Origin of the sequence: Marinomonas pontica, assembly GCF_026191375.1 — a bacterium.
Taxonomy (GTDB): domain Bacteria; phylum Pseudomonadota; class Gammaproteobacteria; order Pseudomonadales; family Marinomonadaceae; genus Marinomonas; species Marinomonas pontica.
The window spans coordinates 1-18919 of the sequence record NZ_JAODTL010000042.1 but is presented as its reverse complement, the minus strand read 5'-3'; the positions used below and the strand labels follow the sequence as shown (position 1 = coordinate 18919).

Genomic DNA, 18919 nt, shown 5'->3' with positions numbered 1-18919 from the left:
TGCATAGATGAATCCTAACCTATTAAAGCAATTGGCCATCGTGGTGAAGCAGGGGTCGTTGAGTCGCGCCTGCGAACAGCTCTATATCACGCAGCCGACACTGACGCGCAGCATTCAGCAGTTAGAAATGAAGGTGGGCGCACCTGTGTTGGTGCGAACGCGTTACGGCGTTCAGCCCACGGATATTGGGGCGAGGTTGGCGCAAATTGGCGAGCGAATTTTGGCTGAAACTGAGCAGGGCGAAGAGATCATTCGTCAGTTCCATAGCGGTTATCAGAATGAATTTGTGATTGGAATCGACCCATTGTGGGAATTTGCCACCGTTGAGCAAATGACGGCATTTTTTATGCGAGAGACGCGCTATGTGTTTCATTTTCGCACGGGTTCTGCCGCAGCGCAGATTGAGTTATTACAGAAGGGGGAATTAGATTTTTTATTAGCGCCTGCGCATTTGTCGGTGAAACAAGGTGCTCTAGAAAGGCAGCTTCTTTTTAAAGATCGGTCTGGGGTGTTTGTGGGCAAAAAATCACCATTGAGAGGGGCGAAAAAGGTAATCTCTCAAGCCGTGCTAGAACAACAAAATTGGCTGGTGGCTGGCGCAAACGCGGGTTTTTTGGATCGACCAAGTGAACTGATTGGCTTAAAAGCGGCCAGCATGGCGTTTACGGGCAGCATTCGTTCGGTTTTGCACTTGTTAAACACGACGGATATGTTGGTTCGATTGCCTGCTCGGTTGGCGTTGATGACGGGCGACATTCAGCCAGATCAGATGATTCAAGTAGAAGGGCCGCTAGGGCCAAGGCGAGACATCGCGCTTTGGTCTCGAGTCGATAACCTGGAGCGTCCTGATGGAATGAAAGTGCAAGTTTTGCTTCAGGATTTCATGAAAAATCTAGAAGCGTCTATACCCATGTTCGAACTGCCCTTATGATATTGGCGATACGATACAGAGAAACGTTTACCACTTTTTCTCCTTAATTCTTATGATTTCCTCCAACTTTACTGCCTTAATCTAAGGTGTCTTTGACGATATGATACTCACCAAATAGCGGCCACCATTGGTTTTTTGTATGTGGTTGTTTCCTTAATAGTTGTTCCCATAGTAAATAACAAGAGAGCTTTTTTTGATTTTTTTCCCTCAATGTCGTTCCGCTGCGTTTGGATTTATCAAATTGCCTTTTTTAACCTCATTGTTATTGAGCACGATCGGCTACGTTCAAGCCAATGACATGGAAACGGAAGTCGATACATCGCCCGTTGTGGATCAACCCCAACTCCAGATCGCAAATGAAGCCACCTCCGCGGCTATACCAAACGGCTATGCTTTTTCTCACCAAACAGTGATTGATTTGGCAAAAGAGTTGGCTAAATCTCCTATGACGCCCGCTGAAAAAGCCCCGCAAACATTAAGAAACATGGATTATTCCATGTATCGACAAATCAATTTTCAACAAAACCAAGCGGTTTGGGGCAATACACCCACTAAATTTTCTGTGCAGTTGTTTGCGCCAGGTTTTTTGTACCAAGATTTGGTGTCAATTGATGTGGTTGAAAATGGCCGAGCGGTGCCGCTCAGTGTGTCATCCGATTCGTTTTCTACACCGAATAATGAAATAGGTGAACTGATTGCCAAAGTAGGCAAATACGCTGGGTTGCGGCTGCATTATCCGATCAATAAAGCGGACATAAATGATGAATTTATTGTCTTTCAAGGGGCAAGTTACTTTCGTGCCGTTTCAAAGGGGCAGTCTTATGGGTTATCGGCTCGCGGCCTCACCGTAGATGTGGCACAGCCAAAGGGCGAAGAGTTTCCTATGTTCAAACAATTTTGGATTGAACGACCAGCATCAAGTCAAGATGCTATTGTGGTGCATGCCTTATTAGACAGTAAAAGCATTACTGGTGCTTATCGTTTTGGCATTTATCCGGGGAAACCGACACGAGTGGATGTGAAGGCAACCTTGTTTCCTAGAGTGGATTTGAAGCACGTTGGTATTGCGCCATTAACGTCTATGTTCATGCACAACACGTCTTTGGATGTGTCTGAGGTGCCAGATTATCGCCCGGCGGTTCACGATTCGGATGGACTACAGATATTAACTGGACGAGACGAAATGGTGTGGCGTCCGTTAAATAACCCAAAAACACTGCAAGTAAGCGCTTTTAGTGATGTCTCACCCAAAGGCTTTGGTTTGATTCAACGACATCGTCGCTTTGAAGACTATCAAGATTTGGAAGCCAATTACCATACGCGGCCATCTGCGTGGATTAAACCGATGAATGACTGGGGGGCTGGGCATGTTGAGTTGGTGGAAATCCCGTCTACAGCCGAAACCAATGACAACATTGTTGCCTATTGGCAGCCCGCTGAAGGCTTAAAAAAAGACCAAACTTACACCTATCAATATTTAATGACTTGGTCCAATGACACGCCGGTGTCATTGGAGTCCCCTCGAATTGTTCGCAGCGCCAAAGGGGTGAAACTGTTTAAAACAAGCCCAGAAGTCGTGATTGATTTTAATAAGATGCCAGACATTAATGTGGATACCTTGACCGTAGACGCAAGCATCAGCAAGGGACGTATTTTAGAAGCCCTTATTGTAAAAAATCCACATAACAACGGCGTTCGCGTATACGTGTCTTTTGATCCTCAAGACGCCGATTTGTCTGAATTGAGAATGCAGTTAAAACAAGGTGATACAGCAGTTGCACCTACTTGGTTGTATCGCTGGATGAAGGAATAGTCATGCTAATAAAGGATTACACAATGAAACCCGCTTTACCTATCCGCGCGCCGTTAGACATGCCTCGACACGATGTGAATGAGGCTTCTCAGGCGCGTAAGTTCAGAGTGCAGCACTTTAATGTCACGACTTTTTTGGCGCGTTTGTTTGTCTTGGCGAGCACTTTGGCTTTGTCTTGGTACGGCGCAACGGAAATGTACGATGTGTTGAATACCAACGCGATCGCTGGTTTACAGTGGGCGTTTTTGGTGTTGTTTTGCATTAACTTTACGTGGATTTCATTTGCTTTTTCACAAGCGACATTGGGTGTGGTTTTTCAATTATGGCCGTTTTCGCGCCGACGCCATGAACAAGATGTAGAGGGTGTGACGGCCATTTTATTGCCGGTTTATAATGAAGATCCGTTGCGAATTCGAGCCAATATTCAGGCCATGCACGAAGATTTGACCAAGCAGGCTCCGGGCAAATTTGCATTCTTCATTTTGAGTGATACCAACCGAGCCGATGCGTGGGTTGCCGAAGAACAAGCGTTTTATCCGCTGCTGAATGACGATGCGGCGGCCTGTCCTATTTATTATCGTCGTCGCTACCATAATGCGGAACGCAAAGCCGGTAACATTGCCGAATGGGTGATGGGTTACGGAGACGATTATGAATGCATGATCGTATTGGATGCCGACAGTTTGATGGGCGCAGAATGTTTGATTTCTCTGACTCGTCGTATGGCGGCAGAACCGGGGTTAGGTCTGATTCAAACTTTGCCGACCATCATTCGTGCAAACACTTTATATAGCCGAATTCAGCAGTTTGCTAATCATTGTTTTGGGCCAATTTATGCGTCTGGTCTGGCGGCGTGGCATGGTTATTCGTCTAATTTTTGGGGGCACAACGCCATTATTCGCACGAAAGCTTTTGCTGATGCGTGTGGTCTGCCTATTTTGGAAGGTAAAGCACCTTTCGGTGGCCATGTCATGAGCCACGATTTTATGGAAGCCGCACTTTTGCGTCGTGCAGGTTGGGGCGTTCGCTTTGATACCGACCTCACCGCGTCCTATGAAGAAGCGCCGCCGTCGCTGGTGGATGTGATTGTGCGCGATCGTCGTTGGTGTCAGGGAAATTTGCAGCACAAAGCCTTTGTGTTTGCTAAGGGTTTTCATATTGCGACTCGATTGCATTTGCTGTCTGGCATCATGTCTTATTTAAGCGCTGTGTTTTGGCTGATGCTGATTGTCGTAGGTTTTGCGTTGGCAGTTCAGGCCTATTTTGTTCGTCCAGAGTATTTTGCTAATCCTTCTTTGTTTCCGACTTGGCCGGTATTCGATTTCGAAAAAGCGCGCTCTTTGTTCATCCTGTCTATGGCGTTGGTGTTAGCCCCTAAAGCTTACGGTTGGTTGTCGGCCATGTTGAACGTGCGTCGCTGCATGCAATTTGGCGGGCCGATTTTACTGACGTTGAGCACCTTGGCCGAAACGATTTTGTCGGCCTTGTACGCGCCGATTTTGATGCTGTCTCAGTTTCAGGTGGTATACGATGTCTTCAAAGGTCGAGACAGTGGCTGGAAGCCGCAATCCCGTGACGACGGCGCAACCTCATGGAAAGTCGCCGCTCGTGCTCATTGTAGCCATACGTTACTAGGGCTGGGTTTAGCGGGAGGAGCACTGTTTTTAAGCAAAGAGCTTTTCTATTGGTCGTTACCGATCAGCTTTGGTTTGATCTTGTCCATTCCATTATCTTGGCTAAGCGGCGGCGCAAAACGAGGCAATGTGATTCACTACCTAGGATTGATGCGCGCGCCAGAAGAAAAACGTCCGCATCCAATTATTGCCATGCAAAGTCGTTATGATAATGACCAAACTGAGCTTGATTTTAATCGCGCGGCATCTTCTTTAAAGCGCTTATCGTCTGATCCTGAACTGTTTTATTGGCACCTAGCACAAATGCCAACCGATGAACCTAACAAAGAATTTTGCCGTGCTTGGATATGCGCTGAATGGCAAATCCTTAACAGCAACAATATTCAAAGTTTGCTAGATCATCTAAATGAAAAAGAGTGTCTTGCCATCCTGCAACATCGAGAACTGATGGCAGCAATGGCGAAGTATTTACCAGACCAACAGCGGGTCGGTGCGCTGGCTGAAAGAGAGGCGTTGGCGTAGAAAATACGAAGCAAAAACGTTGGCTTATCGCTTCCACAAATTTTCGAACTCACGTTCTTTATAGCGTTTTGACTTGCCATGCTCTGCTGCTTTTTTGGCTTGCTTTTCTCGTACGCGCTCCGCGTCTTCAAAACTCAGTTCAGCAGGCTCGCGGGGCGTTTGGCCGTTAGGGATGATGCGTTTTCTGGGGGGAGATCGAATTGCTCCGATGACACGCGTGGTAAGTTTTTGTATTTATAAAGATAAAAAACTTCCACTTTTTCCCGCGCCCACTCGGTTTTTTTAAGAAACTTCACGCTGGATTCAATGCTTGGATTCGTTTTGAAACAGTTGATGTTTAAGTAGGCGTAGAGAATATCAAAACCATAATGATCAACCAGCTGGGTAAGCAGTTCTTCTAAACCCAAGCCATGCAGCGGATTGTTTTCGTAGTTGATCTCGTCGTTCATAAGTGTGTCCGGTCATAGTCTAAAGTAGGTTAAGTCTTTCGCGACATCATACCTGTGTCGTCTGCGACAATATAGCAATGCTTAGTATAGGCTCTAATGTAGAGTACGATTGCAATCGTATGTCTTTAAAAAAATATGAATACAAAAAAACGATGCTCAATAGGTGAAAGGTAATGGAGTACAGGATGAGACAAGATAGCCAAATGCTGTTAACGCCAACCGAAATGGCGTTAGCGGATTCGGCTGCCGTTAAGAAGGGCTTGCCAGCGGTGAGTTTGATGGCGGCAGCGGGTTTTGCTGTGGTTGAAGCCATTCGTCGACGTTGGTCAAAACGTGCTGTTCTGGTGTTGTGTGGGCCGGGTAATAATGGCGGCGATGGTTTTGTGATTGCTCGACTTTTGCACATTGCAGGGTGGCCAGTGTGCTTGGCTTTTCATGGGGATGAAACGTCTCTTTCGAAAGAAGCCATGCATCATTTCAAAGCGTGGCAAGGGCGAGTCGAAACCTTTTCTGATGCGCTTTTTGATGGGGTTGAATTAGTCGTTGACGCCATGTTTGGGGCAGGTTTATCAAGGCCACTAGACGCTCGTTATCGTGATATGGTGAATTCGATGATAGCGCGTAAACTGCCAATTTTTGCCGTGGATGTGCCAAGTGGTGTTGACGGTTCTACTGGCGAAGCGCTTGGTCAGGTTGCGCCAGCTGTATTAACCGTGACGTTTTTTCGCAAAAAACCAGGACATTTACTGTTCCCTGGTCGTGCCTTGTGCGGAGAATTGGTTGTTGCTGATATTGGTATTCCTGAGCAGGTGTTAGCGGATATTAAGGTTCAAACTTGGGAAAACAGCCCCGAACTATGGTGTCAGCATTACCCTTGGCCAAGGTTAGAAGGGCACAAATTTCATCGCGGTCATGCGGTCGTGTTCGGCGGTGAAAGTACTACGGGAGCGAGTCGCTTAACCGCTCGAAGTGCGTTGCGTATAGGCGCCGGATTAGTGACGGTAACGGCACCAAGTCGAATTTGGCCTATTTACGCGGCCTCATTGACCAGCGTGATGGCGACATCGCTAGATGAAGGGCGCGAGCAAGAGGCTTTTGCCGAATTGCTGACTGATGCGCGTCTTAATGCTATTTGTATTGGTCCTGGAGCTGGGTTACAAGGTGAAGAAAAAACGCGCACTCGTCATGCTGTGCTGTCTGCTTTGGCAACCAAACGCGCTGTAGTGTTGGATGCCGACGCGCTCAGTGCTTTTGCAGGTGATCCGCAAACGCTTTTTGGCGCTATTAATGGCTCTTGTGTGATGACGCCCCACGAAGGAGAATTCGCGAGAGTATTTCCAGAGATTAATAACGTTCACGCTACTGACAAAGTAACGCGGGCGCGACTTGCCGCCAAACTGAGCGGTGCCGTCGTGTTACTAAAAGGCGCAGACACCGTGATTGCTTCACCTGATGGTCAGGCAATTATCAATTCGAACGCGCCGGCGCATTTAGCAACGGGTGGTTCTGGTGATGTGCTAGCTGGTTTTATTGTCGGCTTGCTTGCTCAAGGTATGGCGCCATTTGATGCTGCCGCGGCGGCAGTTTGGTTACATGGTGAAGTGGCCAATGTGTTTGGTATAGGTCTTATTGCTGAAGATTTACCTGAATGCTTACCCGCTGTACTGAGTGATTTTAAACAGAAGTATTGTTCAACGGAAAACTAACAAAAAGACCAACGATAGGTTGGCCTTTTGCATTATTTGTCAGAGATTCACTAAAGAATGGGCGGATTAACTGACCATTTTATGTGGATCGATAACGAATTTTTTCGCGGCGCCGCCATCAAAGTCAGCATAGCCTTGAGGTGCTTCGTCAAGTGAGATGACTTGTACGTTAACGGCTTTGGCTATGTCGATCTTATCAAACAAGATGGCTTGCATCAGTTGACGATGGTATTTCATAACTGGGCATTGGCCTGTATGAAGCGAATGAGACTTCGCCCAACCGAGGCCAAAACGCATGCTTAGGCTGCCTTGTTTCGCAGCGTCATCAGTGGCACCTGGGTCTTCGGTGACATACAAACCTGGAATACCAATTTGTCCACCCGCGCGGGTCATCTGCATAGCAGAGTTCAATACTACTGCAGGGGATTCTTGATGGTGATTGCAGCCACAAGCGTGTGCTTCAAACCCCACACAATCTACAAAAGCATCCACTTCGCGATCACCAAGAATGGCTTCTATCTTATCTTGAATGTCACCGTCTTGAGTTAGATCGATGGTTTCACAGCCAAACGAACGCGCTTGATCCAATCGATCTTGCACCATGTCCCCAACGATAACACAGGCGGCACCAAGCAAATGCGCTGAGGCTGCGGCCGCTAAACCAACAGGGCCAGCACCCGCAATATAAACAGTAGAACCCGGACCTACGCCTGCGGTAACGCAGCCATGGAAACCGGTGGGAAGAATGTCAGAGAGTAAAGTCAGGTCTTGGATTTTCTCCAGCGCTTGATCGGCATCAGGGAATTTCAGCAAATTAAAATCGGCATAAGGCACCATGACGTAGTCGGCTTGTCCGCCAACCCAGCCGCCCATGTCCACGTAACCATACGCCGCGCCAGGGCGAGCCGGATTAACGTTTAAGCAAATGCCGGTTTTGCCTTCTTTACAGTTACGGCAACGACCACAAGCAATATTGAATGGCACAGACACCAAATCGCCCACTTTTAGAAACTCCACATCGCGGCCGCATTCGATAATTTGCCCCGTGATTTCATGACCAAGTACTAAGCCACTTGGCGCGGTTGTTCTACCTCGAACCATGTGTTGGTCGCTACCACAAATGTTGGTGGTAACAACTTTGAGAATAACGCCATGGTCGCATCGGCGTTTGCCAATAGCCAGTTCTGGGAAGGGAATAGCGTCGACTTTAACGGTACCGTTACCTTGGTAAATAACGCCTCTGTTTGCGTGGTTACTCATAATGACATCCTTTTTTGCTGTTGTTTTTGTTGTGTGCGTGACTGGTTATTTTGTCACCAGTAGCAAAAAGGATGGGTCTTTATACGACAGAAACAGGGGCTGAAAACGACGTAACACGAGGGAGCCTCGCTGTTTTTCGTTTATGTTTTTTTATTGGGCGGGTTCAAGCATAGGTATTGATCAGCACATCCAGCATGGCGGCGGCCGCGATGGATAAATGAGACCTCGGATGGCAGATTACGCCAACGCGACGGCGGATTTCAGGTTGTATGATAGGGCGACAGACGGCGCCTTGCTCGCTGGCTTGTTGTCGGCACAGTGCGGGGACCACGGCGACGCCCATGCCTTCGCTGACCATACGGCTAACAGTGGCAAGTTGGTGAGCATCAAATGCGACGTTGAGCTCTATACCCGCTTTATTCAAGGTGCTTTCTATCATGGTGCGTACACTGGAAGGCCGCTGCAAGGTAATAAAATCGTATTTTAGTAAGGCTTCCCAATGAATCTCTGTGTTTGCTTCTAAGGGATGATTGTTAGGCAAAATGGCGATAAACCTGTCTTCATACAGCGGATAAAAAGACAAGTCGAGTAAGGTGTTTGGCTCAAAAGTAATGCCCAATTCCACTTGGTTATTGCGCACCATTTCGACGACGGTATCGGAAAGTACATCGTCTATGGCGACCTGAATACTGGGATAAGATGCGTGATAATTGCGAATGGCTTTGGGCAAGAGTGACGCAGCAAAAGACGGCATGGACGCAATGGTGATTTTGCCCAGTTGTAAGGCAAAGCGTTGTTTCATTTCGTCTTCGGCGTTTTCCCATTGCGCCAGTAGCCGCCTCGCAATGGGAGCAAGCGCTTCGCCTTCTGGTGTGAGGGTGATGTGCCGCGTGGTGCGAGTAAACAGCTTGCCGCCTAAATTATCCTCCAAACTTTTAATCGATAAGCTCAATGCGGGTTGAGACAAATGCAGCTGTGTGGCAGCACTGGCAAAGCTCATTGACTGGGCAACGGCAAGAAACGCTCTAACTTGTTTTATATTCATGACGTCCTTTACGCACATCTGTGCTTGCTACTACTGAGTTTAATTATGTTATTTTTATGATCTTAAATATATTTGCAAAACTTATTAATAAATAGGAAAAACAAATTTAATTAAATGATCCGCATGAGTCAAACTGATCGGCAATCAAAATAATAAAAGTAGGAGAAGACAATGGCAGGTTTCGACAAAGTTGTTGCGTCTTATGAAGAGGCAATGACGGGGTTAGAAGATGGCATGACAATACTGGCAGGTGGTTTTGGCTTGTGCGGTATTCCTGAAAACTTAATTGCTGAGATCAAACGCAAGGGCACCCGTGATTTGACGATTGTGTCGAATAACTGCGGAGTGGATGGCTTTGGTTTGGGGATTCTGCTTGAAGACAAACAAGTGCGCAAAATGGTGTCGTCTTATGTGGGCGAAAATGCCTTGTTTGAGAAGCAATTATTAAACGGCGAGCTTGAAGTCGAATTGACACCTCAAGGCACGTTAGCCGAAAAAATGCGCGCAGGCGGCGCGGGAATACCGGCTTTTACACCGCAACAGGCGTGGGTACGCCAGTTGCAGAAGGCAAAAGAAACCAAAGAATTCCATGGCCGTGAATACTTACTAGAAGAAGCCATTGTCGGCGACTTCGCCATCGTTAAAGGCTGGAAAGCCGATCGTTACGGTAACGTCATTTACCGTCATACCGCACAAAACTTCAATCCTCTGGCTGCGACCGCAGGCAAAATTACCGTAGTAGAAGTGGAAGAAATCGTCGAGGTTGGTGAGCTGGATCCCGCTCACATCCATACGCCAGGTATTTATGTGAATCGAGTTGTGCTCGGTACGTTTGAAAAACGCATCGAAAAAAGAACCGTTAAGAGCGCCGAATAAGTCCACAGAATAAGACAACAGAATAAGAAAAAGAGGTTTCCTATGTCACTGACCAGAGAGCAAATGGCGCAACGAGTTGCCCAAGAATTACAAGACGGTTTTTACGTCAACCTTGGGATTGGTATTCCTACCTTGGTGGCAAATTACGTTCCTGACAACATGGAAGTGATGCTGCAATCTGAAAATGGTTTGTTGGGTATGGGTGAGTTTCCGACCGAAGACACCATCGACGCCGACATGATCAACGCCGGCAAACAAACCGTAACAACCGTGAAAGGTGCATCAATTTTCTCTTCCGCGGAATCTTTTGCCATGATCCGTGGCGGTCATGTGGACTTGACCGTGTTGGGTGCCTTTGAAGTGGATGTTAATGGCAACATTGCTTCTTGGATGATTCCTAGTAAATTGATCAAGGGCATGGGCGGCGCGATGGATTTGGTCGCCGGTGCCGAGAATATTATCGTCACCATGACGCACGCCTCCAAGGATGGCGAATCCAAATTGCTGTCCAATTGTTCTTTGCCATTAACAGGTAAAGGCTGTATCAAAAAAGTCCTCACAGATTTGGCGTGGCTTGAAATAGAAGACGGTGCTTTTGTATTGAAAGAAAGAGCACCGGGCGTGTCTGTTGAAGACATTATTGAAAAGACGCAAGGTAAATTGATCGTGCCAGATCATGTGCCAGAAATGGTCTTTGCCTAATAATTAAAGGAGCTTCTATGAAAGCCGTTATCGTTGCAGCAGCAAGAACCCCGATTGGCGCTTTTAATGGCGCTTTGTCTTCGTTAAGTGCCGTTCAGATTGGCACTCAGCTTTTGTCTGGCATGTTGGCCAAACAACCTATTTTGAAAGATCAGATTGAAGAAGTGATTTTAGGTCAAGTACTGACCGCGGGCTGTGGTCAGAACCCGGCGCGCCAAACCGCTGTTCACGCTGGGTTGCCCAGCCATGTTTCTGCTATGACGATTAACAAAGTCTGTGGCTCTGGTTTAAAAGCCGTGCAACTAGCGGCACAAGCCGTTTTAAATGGTGACGCTACTATGGTGGTGGCGGGCGGACAAGAAAGCATGAGCCAAGCGGCGCATGTGTTACCAAACAGCCGTTCAGGTAAAAAAATGGGCAACTGGGAATTGTTGGATTCCATGGTGACAGACGGCTTGTGGGATGCATTTCATGATTACCACATGGGCCAAACAGCGGAAAACATCGCCAACCGTTGGGAGATTAGCCGTACCGAGCAAGATGTGTTTGCCGCAAATTCCCAACAAAAAGCCACTCAAGCCCAAGCCGCTGGTCGCTTTGTTGAAGAGATAGTGCCTATCTCAATCCCGCAGCGCAAAGGCGATCCTATTCTTGTCGATGCTGACGAGCAAATTCGCCCGGATACCAGCGCAGAGTCGCTGGCTAAATTGCGTCCTGCTTTTAACAAAGATGGCAGTGTGACAGCGGGCAATGCGTCAACATTGAACGATGGCGCGGCGATGGTTATCGTCACGTCCGACGAGGAAGCCGCGCGTCTGGGGCTGCCTATTTTGGCGGTGATTGAAGCAGCCAGTGGCGCAGGCGTTGACCCTGAAATCATGGGGACAGGGCCAATTGCGGCGACGCAAAAAGTGCTGAAAAAAGCCAATTGGCAAGTCGCCGATTTGGATCTTATTGAAGCCAATGAAGCCTTTGCAGTACAGGCGTTGTGCGTGAACAAAGAGCTTGGATTGGACACAAATAAAGTCAACGTCAACGGCGGTGCTGTGGCGTTGGGTCACCCTATTGGAGCGTCAGGTTGCCGAATTTTAGTGACCTTGCTTCATGAAATGCAGAGACAAGACCTGAAAAAAGGCTTGGCGACGCTTTGTATTGGCGGCGGCATGGGCGTTGCGATGTTGGTGTCACGCTAGTGTAATCACAATAAAACAACAGGAAATGGGTATCTCGCGATAGCCCATTTTTTTGCGTTTTATCTGTTCTATAAAAAATATAAAAAGACAGGATGAATTAATGAAAACTTTTGATCAAAAGCAAACAGGCTTACAAAAAATAAGCCAATTCTTCGTTACCTTATTACAGCGTTATCTTCCAGACCCTTTCATTTTTGCCATTGTGCTGACGTTCGTCGTTTTCCTTTTGGTGATGCCGAGCACCGGGCAAGGACCAATGCAAGTCGTTAATGCCTGGGCTGGCGGCTTTTGGAACTTGTTAAGTTTTTCCATGCAGATGGCCATGGTGGTTGTGACGGGTCATGCTATGGCAAGTGCGCCAGCATTCAAACGTAAACTTGCCATGTTAGCGGGTGTGGCCAACACACCTGGCCAAGCGATTATCTTGGTTACGGTCATCAGTGCGATGGCCTGCTGGGTTAACTGGGGCTTTGGTTTGGTTGTGGGGGCTATTTTTGCTCGTGAAATCGCTGCGCGCGTTAAAGGCGTGGATTACCGTTTGTTGATCGCATCGGCTTACAGCGGCTTTTTGTTCTGGCATGGTGGTTTGTCTGGCTCTATTCCCTTGTCTATTGCGGGTGGTGCGAACATAGAAAAAGTCACGAATGGGGCGGTGACAGCGGCGATTCCTACCTCCGAGACGATTTTCTCCACCATGAACTTAACGATCTTGGCCGTGATGTTTGTCACTATTCCACTGTTAAACCGTTTGATGCACCCAGCGCCGCAAGACACCGTGACCATTGATGCTGAATTGCTGAAAGAGCAGGTGGTCGAAACACCAAATAAAGCGGATATGACACCGGCAGAGCGTTTGGAAAACAGCCGAACTTTGTCGTTGCTGTTGGGGGTGATGGGCTTTGCTTACATCCTTTATTACTTTATAACCAAGGGCTTCGCGCTGAACTTGAATATTGTTAACTTCACTTTCTTGTTTGCCGCTATTTTGTTGCATGGCACTCCGAAGAGTTTGTTGAATTCGATCTCTCAGGGAGCGCGCAACTGTTCTGGCATTTTGCTGCAATTTCCATTCTACGCTGGGATCATGGGAATGATGACGGCAACCGGTGACACTGGTGCATCATTGGCTGGTGTGATCTCTCAGGCGTTTGTGTCGATTTCTAATGAAACCACGTTCCCTCTTTTTACTTTCTTGAGCGCGGGCATTGTTAATTTCTTTGTGCCTTCTGGTGGCGGTCAGTGGGCGGTACAAGCGCCAATCATGATGCCAGCGGGTGCGGCATTAGGAGTGGACGCTGCGAAAACGGCCATGGCGATTGCATGGGGCGATGCGTGGACAAATATGATTCAGCCATTCTGGGCTCTGCCAGCGTTGGCGATTGCGGGTCTAGGTGCAAAAGACGTGATGGGCTATTGCTTGATGGCGTTGATCGGGTCTGGCGTGATTATCTCTCTTGGATTTTTGATTTTCTAAACGGATCTAATTGACAGTAAAAGCCATCGTTTGATCAATGTCAGGCGGTGGCTTTTTCATTTTTACCCATTTATTTCATAATAGGATGTATTCTTGAATATTATATGTCTTTCTTTCATTTATTTCCTTTAAGTTATAACTCTTATTTGTCCTCGTTCGTATAGGTTCACTTTATAATACGTGTCAGTTCTATCGTATGAATATGAAATAAGCGTGTATAGGTGAAAAATGCTCAAGGCAATGACAGACCATCGTATTGATTTAAAAGGAGTGGTAAAGCACAGAGATGTGATTAAGAAAAACAGCGTAAGTACACTGAAGCAGTCTCTTTTTGGATTGGTTTTATTGTTTGGTATGCCAGCGTTCGCGGAGGTGAATTGGTTTTCTGCCACATTGGATAACGATTTTTTTGTTAATGAAGACAATGGTTATACGAATGGTATCTATGTCTCTTTTTATGATGTAAATGATAAAGAATCATCCGCTGATCTGCCAGACGCATGGGTGAAGCCACTGATGTGGAGCATGCCAAGCGGTAGTATTGAAACCTCTGTGAACATTTACAGTGTCGGTCAGACACTAAATACCCCCTATGATATTGAAGAAGTGGTGCCTGCTGAGGGAACGTTTCCTTACTCTGGATTATTAAGCTTTACTAACACCTTTATCGTGGTTGGCCCTCGTTACGCTGATAAGGTAAGCACAACATTGGGGATTGTTGGGCCGTTGGCCATGGGTGAGCAAACGCAAAAAGCAGTGCACAAAGTCATCAGTGCACGAACGCCAAGAGGCTGGGACACTCAGCTGGATAATGAACTGGTGTTTGAACTGTCCCGAGGGCGAACATGGCGGTCTTGGGTGTCCAATAGTAATACTATAGACGTGTTGTCGGGCGCTGAAATGAGCGTAGGAACATTGCGCAGTGCTGTTAGTACAGGCTTTATGGTGCGCTACGGTAAAAATCTAGAAGAATCCTTTGCTACGGTTTTGTTAGCGGATTCGAGAACTTCTAACCCCATTGCCGTAAACCAAGGTTGGTTTGTGTATATGGGAGTGGCGTTGAATTACACGTTTAACCAGATTTTCACCGATGGCAATACGTTCCATGACAGTCGTTCCATTGACTACGATCATCGCAACAATATGCTGTCTTCCGGACTGACGTACTCTTGGGGCGAAAGTGCCTTGTCATTTGCAATCAACTCGCCGTTTACCATTGGTGGCGACGATTATGATCGAGAAATGGATAAGTTTACCCGTTATGGAACACTCACGTTTTCACGGAAGTTGTAACTTTTCCGCTCTGAATCAGCCTTCTCTTTAACTCAGACAAGGCTGATTTGCCTTCTTTTAAAGGCGATCAACAGCGTTACACTAACGAGCGCAAATAGTCTTTCCATTCGTCCGCTTTTCCATAGTAATTACCGTGCGGCAGACGCAATAAACCATGGTCCTTTTCAATAATAAATGTGGGGTACCCGCTGACCTTCATTTGCCCCATAAGATCGTGACTTTCTTGAACTTGGCGTAGCATGTTTGCTTCAGACTTTGCCATCTTTTCGTTCCATATGACTTTGTCTAATCCCATAAACACAGCTAAAGCTTCTAATACTGATAACTTATCCAAATGCTTACCATCTTGGTAATGGGCTTTTTGAATCGCTGCAAGCATTTTGTGTGCTTCAACCCCCATTTCTTGACCAACAAGAAAAGCGCGAGTTGTGGAGTAGGAGTCCACAATGAAATCATCGGCTCCCGCCACTCTTGCTTTGTAAGCATCGCCAAAGTGGGCTTTAGTCATAGCGGCAATTTGACCATCAGCCTGCAAAATATGCTGTCTGAAAGACGGGTCAATGGCACGTTTCGGAATCATGCCACCTGGGTGGTAGGTGATCTCGAACTCCGTCATTTCAGCCAGAGTTTCGATTAATGACGATGCGCCGTAACACCAACCACACATTGGGTCGAAAAAATAATGTACTTTTACCATGTCATTTCACCTTTATGTACTTTAGCTGCGATGTTTAGGTTCAAAGCACCTTGTGCATTTGGGTATTCTGCTGTCATTGTTTTAATAAATTCTGCGCTGTCTTTGCTGTCCATTTTTGCTTGTTGGAAGGCATTGATGTAGTCAAGAGAATACGTAATGTTATCAGCCGTTAATGCTGTGCCTTTTGCCATATGACCAGGAACAACCGTTGTTGGTTTAAGTGCAAGCATTTCTTTCAATTGTGCTTTCCAAGCTTCTTGAGACTCATCCGATTGTGCATCGGCCATCCACAAGTGCATGTTTCCGAATATCGCTACGTTACCCAAAATCGCTTTGTTTGCAGGAATCCAAAGGTAAGGACGGTGAGCCAACACACCTTCAGTACCACGAATTTCAATAGTTTGACCGTCAACAGTCAAAGTAGACTGAGTGTAAGCAGTCGGAACGATAGGTGCTACAGGGGCGTTCGCGCCCATTTTTGGCCCCCAGAAAGCCAATTTCCCCGCCATTTTCTTTTTCAAGAACTTTTTGAACGGCTGGTGTGGTTATGATTTCAGCTTTAGGGAAAATGTCATGCAACGTTTCGGCACCAAAGTAGTAGTCTGGGTCTGCTTGACTAATAAAGATCGTTTTTAACTCTTTATTAGAATCCAATACTTTAGCGGCAATGCGCAAGGCGTCTGCTTTAGTAAAGCCAGCATCAATCACCATAGCTTCTGTTTCGCCATAAACCAAAGTAGAGGTAACACCAAAGCTGTCAGGCGCTGCATTATATATATCTAGCGTTAACGGTTTAGTGTCTGCCGCAAAAGCAGAATGAGCGATAAGTGCAGAAGCCGCCAATGTAATCAATTTTTTCATGTTTCTCTCCAAAGAGTGATTGTTTAATTCATGTGGCCATCATAGAGAATTGACGTGCTCGGAAAAATACACAAAAATGAGCATGATTGTTTCTTATATCGTTCAAATAAGTGAATAAAAGATGGACAGAGTGACAGCAGCTAAAGTTTTTATCGATGTTGCCCAATCGCGCAGCTTTTCTCGTACCGCAGATCGTTTAAATATGTCACGCCCCATGGTGACGCGTTATATCGAAGCTATGGAAGATTGGTTGAAAATTCGTCTGTTGCATCGTACGACCCGAAAGATCTCCCTCACCAGTGCTGGGGAGGCCTGCTTAAAAGATGTGGAGCAGTGGCTAGAACAAGCCGATAAAATCACCGCCATGGTCAACACTAGCGACGCGCTATCGGGCCTAGTGCGAATCACCACCAGCATGTCATTTGGTTTCTCCCAACTTATGCCCGCTATTCAAGATTTCATGTATCAACATCCTAAAGTTCATATCGATATTGATTTAGAAGACAGCACTGCAGATTTAACTGAAAAAAGCATCGACCTTGCCATACGAATCGCCTCGAATCCAGATCCTTCCCTAATCGGTAAACCCATTGCCGTGTGTGAATCTGTCTTGGTAGCGTCTCCGGCTTATCTTGAAAAATCTCGTCAAACAAGAGGCGAGATTCAACATCCGCAAGATTTAATACATCATGCTTGTTTGGGGTATAAAAACTTAGAACGTCACATCTGGCACCTATCCCAGAACGACCAATTTGAATCGGTTTCTTTGGATTGTCGTTTAAGTATCAACGAAGCTACGGCACTGCTACACGCCACACTAAATGGCATGGGCGTGTGTCTACAACCGACGTATTTAGCCAATCGCTACATACAAGATGGCCGCTTACAACACCTTTTGCCCGACTGGAAACCCAAAGACCTGATGATCTACGCGCTTTATTCCTCGCGAAAACATCTATCGCCCAATGTTCGTGCTTTGATCGATCACCTAGAACGCTACTTTGCCAAGCATCCTTGGTGAATGTGTGTTCTCCTTTAATTACTTGTTCATCAGAGCATCAGCCGTTCGCGTGTTTCTGCTTCAATGTCTGATAGGGCTTCTTTCATACAGGTTGAGGCGAGTTTGATTATGGCGTTGTCGGATTCTTCTGAGTGCATGAGTGCGATGCCGCTGGGGCGGCTTGGGTTTTTGAGGGGAACGATTTGTACGTTTTTGGTGCTCAGCAATACGGTTGACGCGGGTACAATGGCCACTCCAAGCCCAGAACTGACGAGGTCTAATACGCCGTATATGGTACTGGCTTCGCATTGAGTCTTTGGGAAAAAGCCTGCATCGATACACAATCCAATGATTTGGTCGTAGTAGGCATGCGCAATGAAACGGGTGAAGAAAACAAATGGCTCATGTTCTGCTTGGTTCAGTGTTAACGATTTTTGCTTAGCTAGAGGATGATGCAGAGGCAACGCTAGGCAAAAAGGGTCATTAAGCTCAGCGACGATGTTGGTATTATTTCGTGTGACTGTGGAAGGTCGTGCAATGCCGACATCAATTTTGTGTTCTTCAATGGCGGTAATTTGCTCTGCCGTGACCATTTCTTTGACTTTGATTTCGATATTAGGCCGCAGACTGCGAAGTTTGCTGATCAATTTGGGCAATACGGTGTGACTGGCAGAAGGGACGAAGCCAATGCTGAGGAGGCCACCGTGTTCGTTGTCTTCATGTTTCGCGAGATCTTTGGCTCGCTCAATGTGGTTCAGGATGGCTTTTGATTCTTCTAAGAAGCGAATGCCAGCTTGGGTGAGTCGCACGCCCCTGGGTAATCGCGTTAATAAGGGGACGCCCACTTCTTCCTCTAACTGTTTAATTTGCATAGATAAAGGCGGTTGAGAAATGAATAGCTTTTCCGCTGCGGCAGAGAAGCTACCGCTTTCTGCGACGGTAATAAAATAACGTAAATGTCTTAATTCCATGTTTTACCTATATCTTTAATATATAGAAAGCATACTAAATTGATATTTGTTATATATCAATTGAATGTCAGATACTGCTTCCCACAATAATGAATTTTTCCATGCCTCCTTTTGTAAGGTGTGCAATGGAGCTTGGTGTTGATTGGGGATAGATCTGATGCTTGCGTTAAGAAAGTCGAAGCCTGAATTGGGCATTGAGTTAACTGAGGTTCCTGAGTTGGGCTTGCCTGAGGCAAGGGAAGTTCGTATTTCGGTTTTGGCAGCAGGCATCTGCGGTAGTGATTTGCATGTTTATGAGTGGACGAAGAGCTACGAATGGATGCGTTCTAAATTGCCCGTTACCCTCGGTCATGAGTTTGTGGGTGAGATCAATGCCATTGGCGCTGAGGTTCAAGGACTAAAAGTTGGACAGCGGGTTGTTGTTCGTCCGTCTGTAACCTGTGGTGAGTGTGCGGCTTGTAAGGCGAATAATCCTGATGGTTGTCGTACCCG

Annotated in this window: 18 protein-coding genes; 11 read left to right on the top strand and 7 right to left on the bottom strand. The window is 46.7% G+C overall.

Annotated features, from left to right (window positions below; genetic code table 11):
* Positions 1-7: 7 nt before the first annotated feature.
* The 3 genes from N5P32_RS11010 to mdoH all read left to right on the top strand — a co-directional run bounded on the left by N5P32_RS11010 (position 8) and on the right by mdoH (position 4900).
* Positions 8-931, top strand: coding sequence for a LysR family transcriptional regulator (locus tag N5P32_RS11010; protein WP_265729122.1), 924 nt, complete (start codon positions 8-10; stop codon positions 929-931).
* 193 nt (positions 932-1124) lie between these two features.
* The gene (locus tag N5P32_RS11005; protein ID WP_265729121.1) at positions 1125-2744 is read left to right on the top strand and encodes a glucan biosynthesis protein G; all 1620 of its coding nucleotides are present in this window, start codon (positions 1125-1127) and stop codon (positions 2742-2744) included.
* A gap of 23 nt (positions 2745-2767) precedes the next feature.
* Positions 2768-4900, top strand: a complete 2133-nt coding sequence (gene mdoH / locus N5P32_RS11000; RefSeq protein WP_265729120.1) for a glucans biosynthesis glucosyltransferase MdoH — start codon at positions 2768-2770, stop codon at positions 4898-4900.
* Positions 4901-5034: 134 nt separating this feature from the next.
* Here the strand turns inward: mdoH and N5P32_RS10995 are convergent, their stop codons facing one another.
* Positions 5035-5349: a VF530 family DNA-binding protein gene (locus N5P32_RS10995; protein WP_265729119.1), complete on the bottom strand. Its 315-nt coding sequence runs from the start codon at positions 5347-5349 to the stop codon at positions 5035-5037.
* A gap of 185 nt (positions 5350-5534) precedes the next feature.
* Between N5P32_RS10995 and N5P32_RS10990 the strand changes: the two genes are divergently transcribed.
* Positions 5535-7055 (top strand): NAD(P)H-hydrate dehydratase, encoded by a 1521-nt coding sequence (locus N5P32_RS10990; RefSeq protein WP_265729118.1) that lies wholly within the window; start codon positions 5535-5537, stop codon positions 7053-7055.
* A 66-nt stretch (positions 7056-7121) separates the two neighbouring features.
* On the opposite strand, the gene fdhA is transcribed toward N5P32_RS10990, so the two are convergent.
* Positions 7122-8315, bottom strand: a complete 1194-nt coding sequence (gene fdhA / locus N5P32_RS10985) for a formaldehyde dehydrogenase, glutathione-independent (RefSeq protein ID WP_265729117.1) — start codon at positions 8313-8315, stop codon at positions 7122-7124.
* A 163-nt stretch (positions 8316-8478) separates the two neighbouring features.
* A complete protein-coding gene (locus tag N5P32_RS10980; RefSeq protein WP_265729116.1) occupies positions 8479-9360 on the bottom strand; it encodes a LysR family transcriptional regulator in 882 nt (293 codons plus the stop codon).
* Between the two features lie 171 nt (positions 9361-9531).
* On the opposite strand from N5P32_RS10980, the gene N5P32_RS10975 reads away from it, so the two are divergent.
* The 5 genes from N5P32_RS10975 (at position 9532) to N5P32_RS10955 (ending at position 14898) form a co-directional block, all read left to right on the top strand.
* Complete coding sequence (locus N5P32_RS10975; protein WP_265729115.1) at positions 9532-10236, top strand: CoA transferase subunit A; 705 nt, start codon at positions 9532-9534, stop codon at positions 10234-10236.
* A 42-nt stretch (positions 10237-10278) separates the two neighbouring features.
* A complete protein-coding gene (locus N5P32_RS10970; RefSeq protein WP_265729114.1) occupies positions 10279-10938 on the top strand; it encodes a CoA transferase subunit B in 660 nt (219 codons plus the stop codon).
* 17 nt (positions 10939-10955) lie between these two features.
* Positions 10956-12131 (top strand): acetyl-CoA C-acetyltransferase, encoded by a 1176-nt coding sequence (locus tag N5P32_RS10965; RefSeq protein ID WP_265729113.1) that lies wholly within the window; start codon positions 10956-10958, stop codon positions 12129-12131.
* Positions 12132-12231: 100 nt separating this feature from the next.
* The gene (locus tag N5P32_RS10960) at positions 12232-13605 is read left to right on the top strand and encodes a TIGR00366 family protein (RefSeq protein ID WP_265729112.1); all 1374 of its coding nucleotides are present in this window, start codon (positions 12232-12234) and stop codon (positions 13603-13605) included.
* A 228-nt stretch (positions 13606-13833) separates the two neighbouring features.
* A complete protein-coding gene (locus tag N5P32_RS10955) occupies positions 13834-14898 on the top strand; it encodes a lipid A deacylase LpxR family protein (protein ID WP_265729111.1) in 1065 nt (354 codons plus the stop codon).
* A gap of 76 nt (positions 14899-14974) precedes the next feature.
* Here the strand turns inward: N5P32_RS10955 and N5P32_RS10950 are convergent, their stop codons facing one another.
* From N5P32_RS10950 to N5P32_RS10940, 3 genes are read right to left on the bottom strand one after another with little or no spacing between them, the layout of a single operon-like run.
* On the bottom strand, positions 14975-15595 hold the full coding sequence (locus N5P32_RS10950; RefSeq protein WP_265729110.1) for a DsbA family protein: 621 nt from the start codon (positions 15593-15595) through the stop codon (positions 14975-14977).
* Positions 15589-16071 (bottom strand): MBL fold metallo-hydrolase, encoded by a 483-nt coding sequence (locus N5P32_RS10945; protein ID WP_265729109.1) that lies wholly within the window; start codon positions 16069-16071, stop codon positions 15589-15591. The genes N5P32_RS10950 and N5P32_RS10945 overlap by 7 nt, the downstream gene beginning before the upstream one ends.
* Entirely contained in the window at positions 16004-16456 is a 453-nt protein-coding gene (locus N5P32_RS10940; protein WP_265729108.1) for an MBL fold metallo-hydrolase, read from the bottom strand. Before N5P32_RS10940 ends, N5P32_RS10945 begins: the two co-directional genes overlap by 68 nt.
* Before the next feature lie 121 nt (positions 16457-16577).
* On the opposite strand from N5P32_RS10940, the gene N5P32_RS10935 reads away from it, so the two are divergent.
* Positions 16578-17477 (top strand): LysR family transcriptional regulator, encoded by a 900-nt coding sequence (locus tag N5P32_RS10935; RefSeq protein ID WP_265729107.1) that lies wholly within the window; start codon positions 16578-16580, stop codon positions 17475-17477.
* A 29-nt stretch (positions 17478-17506) separates the two neighbouring features.
* On the opposite strand, the gene N5P32_RS10930 is transcribed toward N5P32_RS10935, so the two are convergent.
* Positions 17507-18427, bottom strand: coding sequence for a LysR family transcriptional regulator (locus N5P32_RS10930; protein ID WP_265216982.1), 921 nt, complete (start codon positions 18425-18427; stop codon positions 17507-17509).
* 157 nt (positions 18428-18584) lie between these two features.
* Between N5P32_RS10930 and N5P32_RS10925 the strand changes: the two genes are divergently transcribed.
* Positions 18585-18919: alcohol dehydrogenase catalytic domain-containing protein (locus N5P32_RS10925; RefSeq protein ID WP_265729106.1), on the top strand; the 335-nt coding region annotated here is incomplete at its 3' end.

Coding starts and splice junctions, on each gene's coding strand:
- N5P32_RS10955 (WP_265729111.1), top strand. CDS start 13,834: ATGCTCAAGGCAATGACAGACCATCGTATTGATTTAAAAGGAGTGGTA.
- N5P32_RS10965 (WP_265729113.1), top strand. CDS start 10,956: ATGAAAGCCGTTATCGTTGCAGCAGCAAGAACCCCGATTGGCGCTTTT.
- N5P32_RS10990 (WP_265729118.1), top strand. CDS start 5,535: ATGAGACAAGATAGCCAAATGCTGTTAACGCCAACCGAAATGGCGTTA.
- N5P32_RS10945 (WP_265729109.1), bottom strand. CDS start 16,071: ATGGGCGCGAACGCCCCTGTAGCACCTATCGTTCCGACTGCTTACACT.
- N5P32_RS10940 (WP_265729108.1), bottom strand. CDS start 16,456: ATGAAAAAATTGATTACATTGGCGGCTTCTGCACTTATCGCTCATTCT.
- N5P32_RS10950 (WP_265729110.1), bottom strand. CDS start 15,595: ATGGTAAAAGTACATTATTTTTTCGACCCAATGTGTGGTTGGTGTTAC.
- N5P32_RS10960 (WP_265729112.1), top strand. CDS start 12,232: ATGAAAACTTTTGATCAAAAGCAAACAGGCTTACAAAAAATAAGCCAA.
- fdhA (WP_265729117.1), bottom strand. CDS start 8,315: ATGAGTAACCACGCAAACAGAGGCGTTATTTACCAAGGTAACGGTACC.
- N5P32_RS10980 (WP_265729116.1), bottom strand. CDS start 9,360: ATGAATATAAAACAAGTTAGAGCGTTTCTTGCCGTTGCCCAGTCAATG.
- N5P32_RS10930 (WP_265216982.1), bottom strand. CDS start 18,427: ATGGAATTAAGACATTTACGTTATTTTATTACCGTCGCAGAAAGCGGT.
- mdoH (WP_265729120.1), top strand. CDS start 2,768: ATGAAACCCGCTTTACCTATCCGCGCGCCGTTAGACATGCCTCGACAC.
- N5P32_RS10935 (WP_265729107.1), top strand. CDS start 16,578: ATGGACAGAGTGACAGCAGCTAAAGTTTTTATCGATGTTGCCCAATCG.
- N5P32_RS11010 (WP_265729122.1), top strand. CDS start 8: ATGAATCCTAACCTATTAAAGCAATTGGCCATCGTGGTGAAGCAGGGG.
- N5P32_RS10995 (WP_265729119.1), bottom strand. CDS start 5,349: ATGAACGACGAGATCAACTACGAAAACAATCCGCTGCATGGCTTGGGT.
- N5P32_RS10970 (WP_265729114.1), top strand. CDS start 10,279: ATGTCACTGACCAGAGAGCAAATGGCGCAACGAGTTGCCCAAGAATTA.
- N5P32_RS10975 (WP_265729115.1), top strand. CDS start 9,532: ATGGCAGGTTTCGACAAAGTTGTTGCGTCTTATGAAGAGGCAATGACG.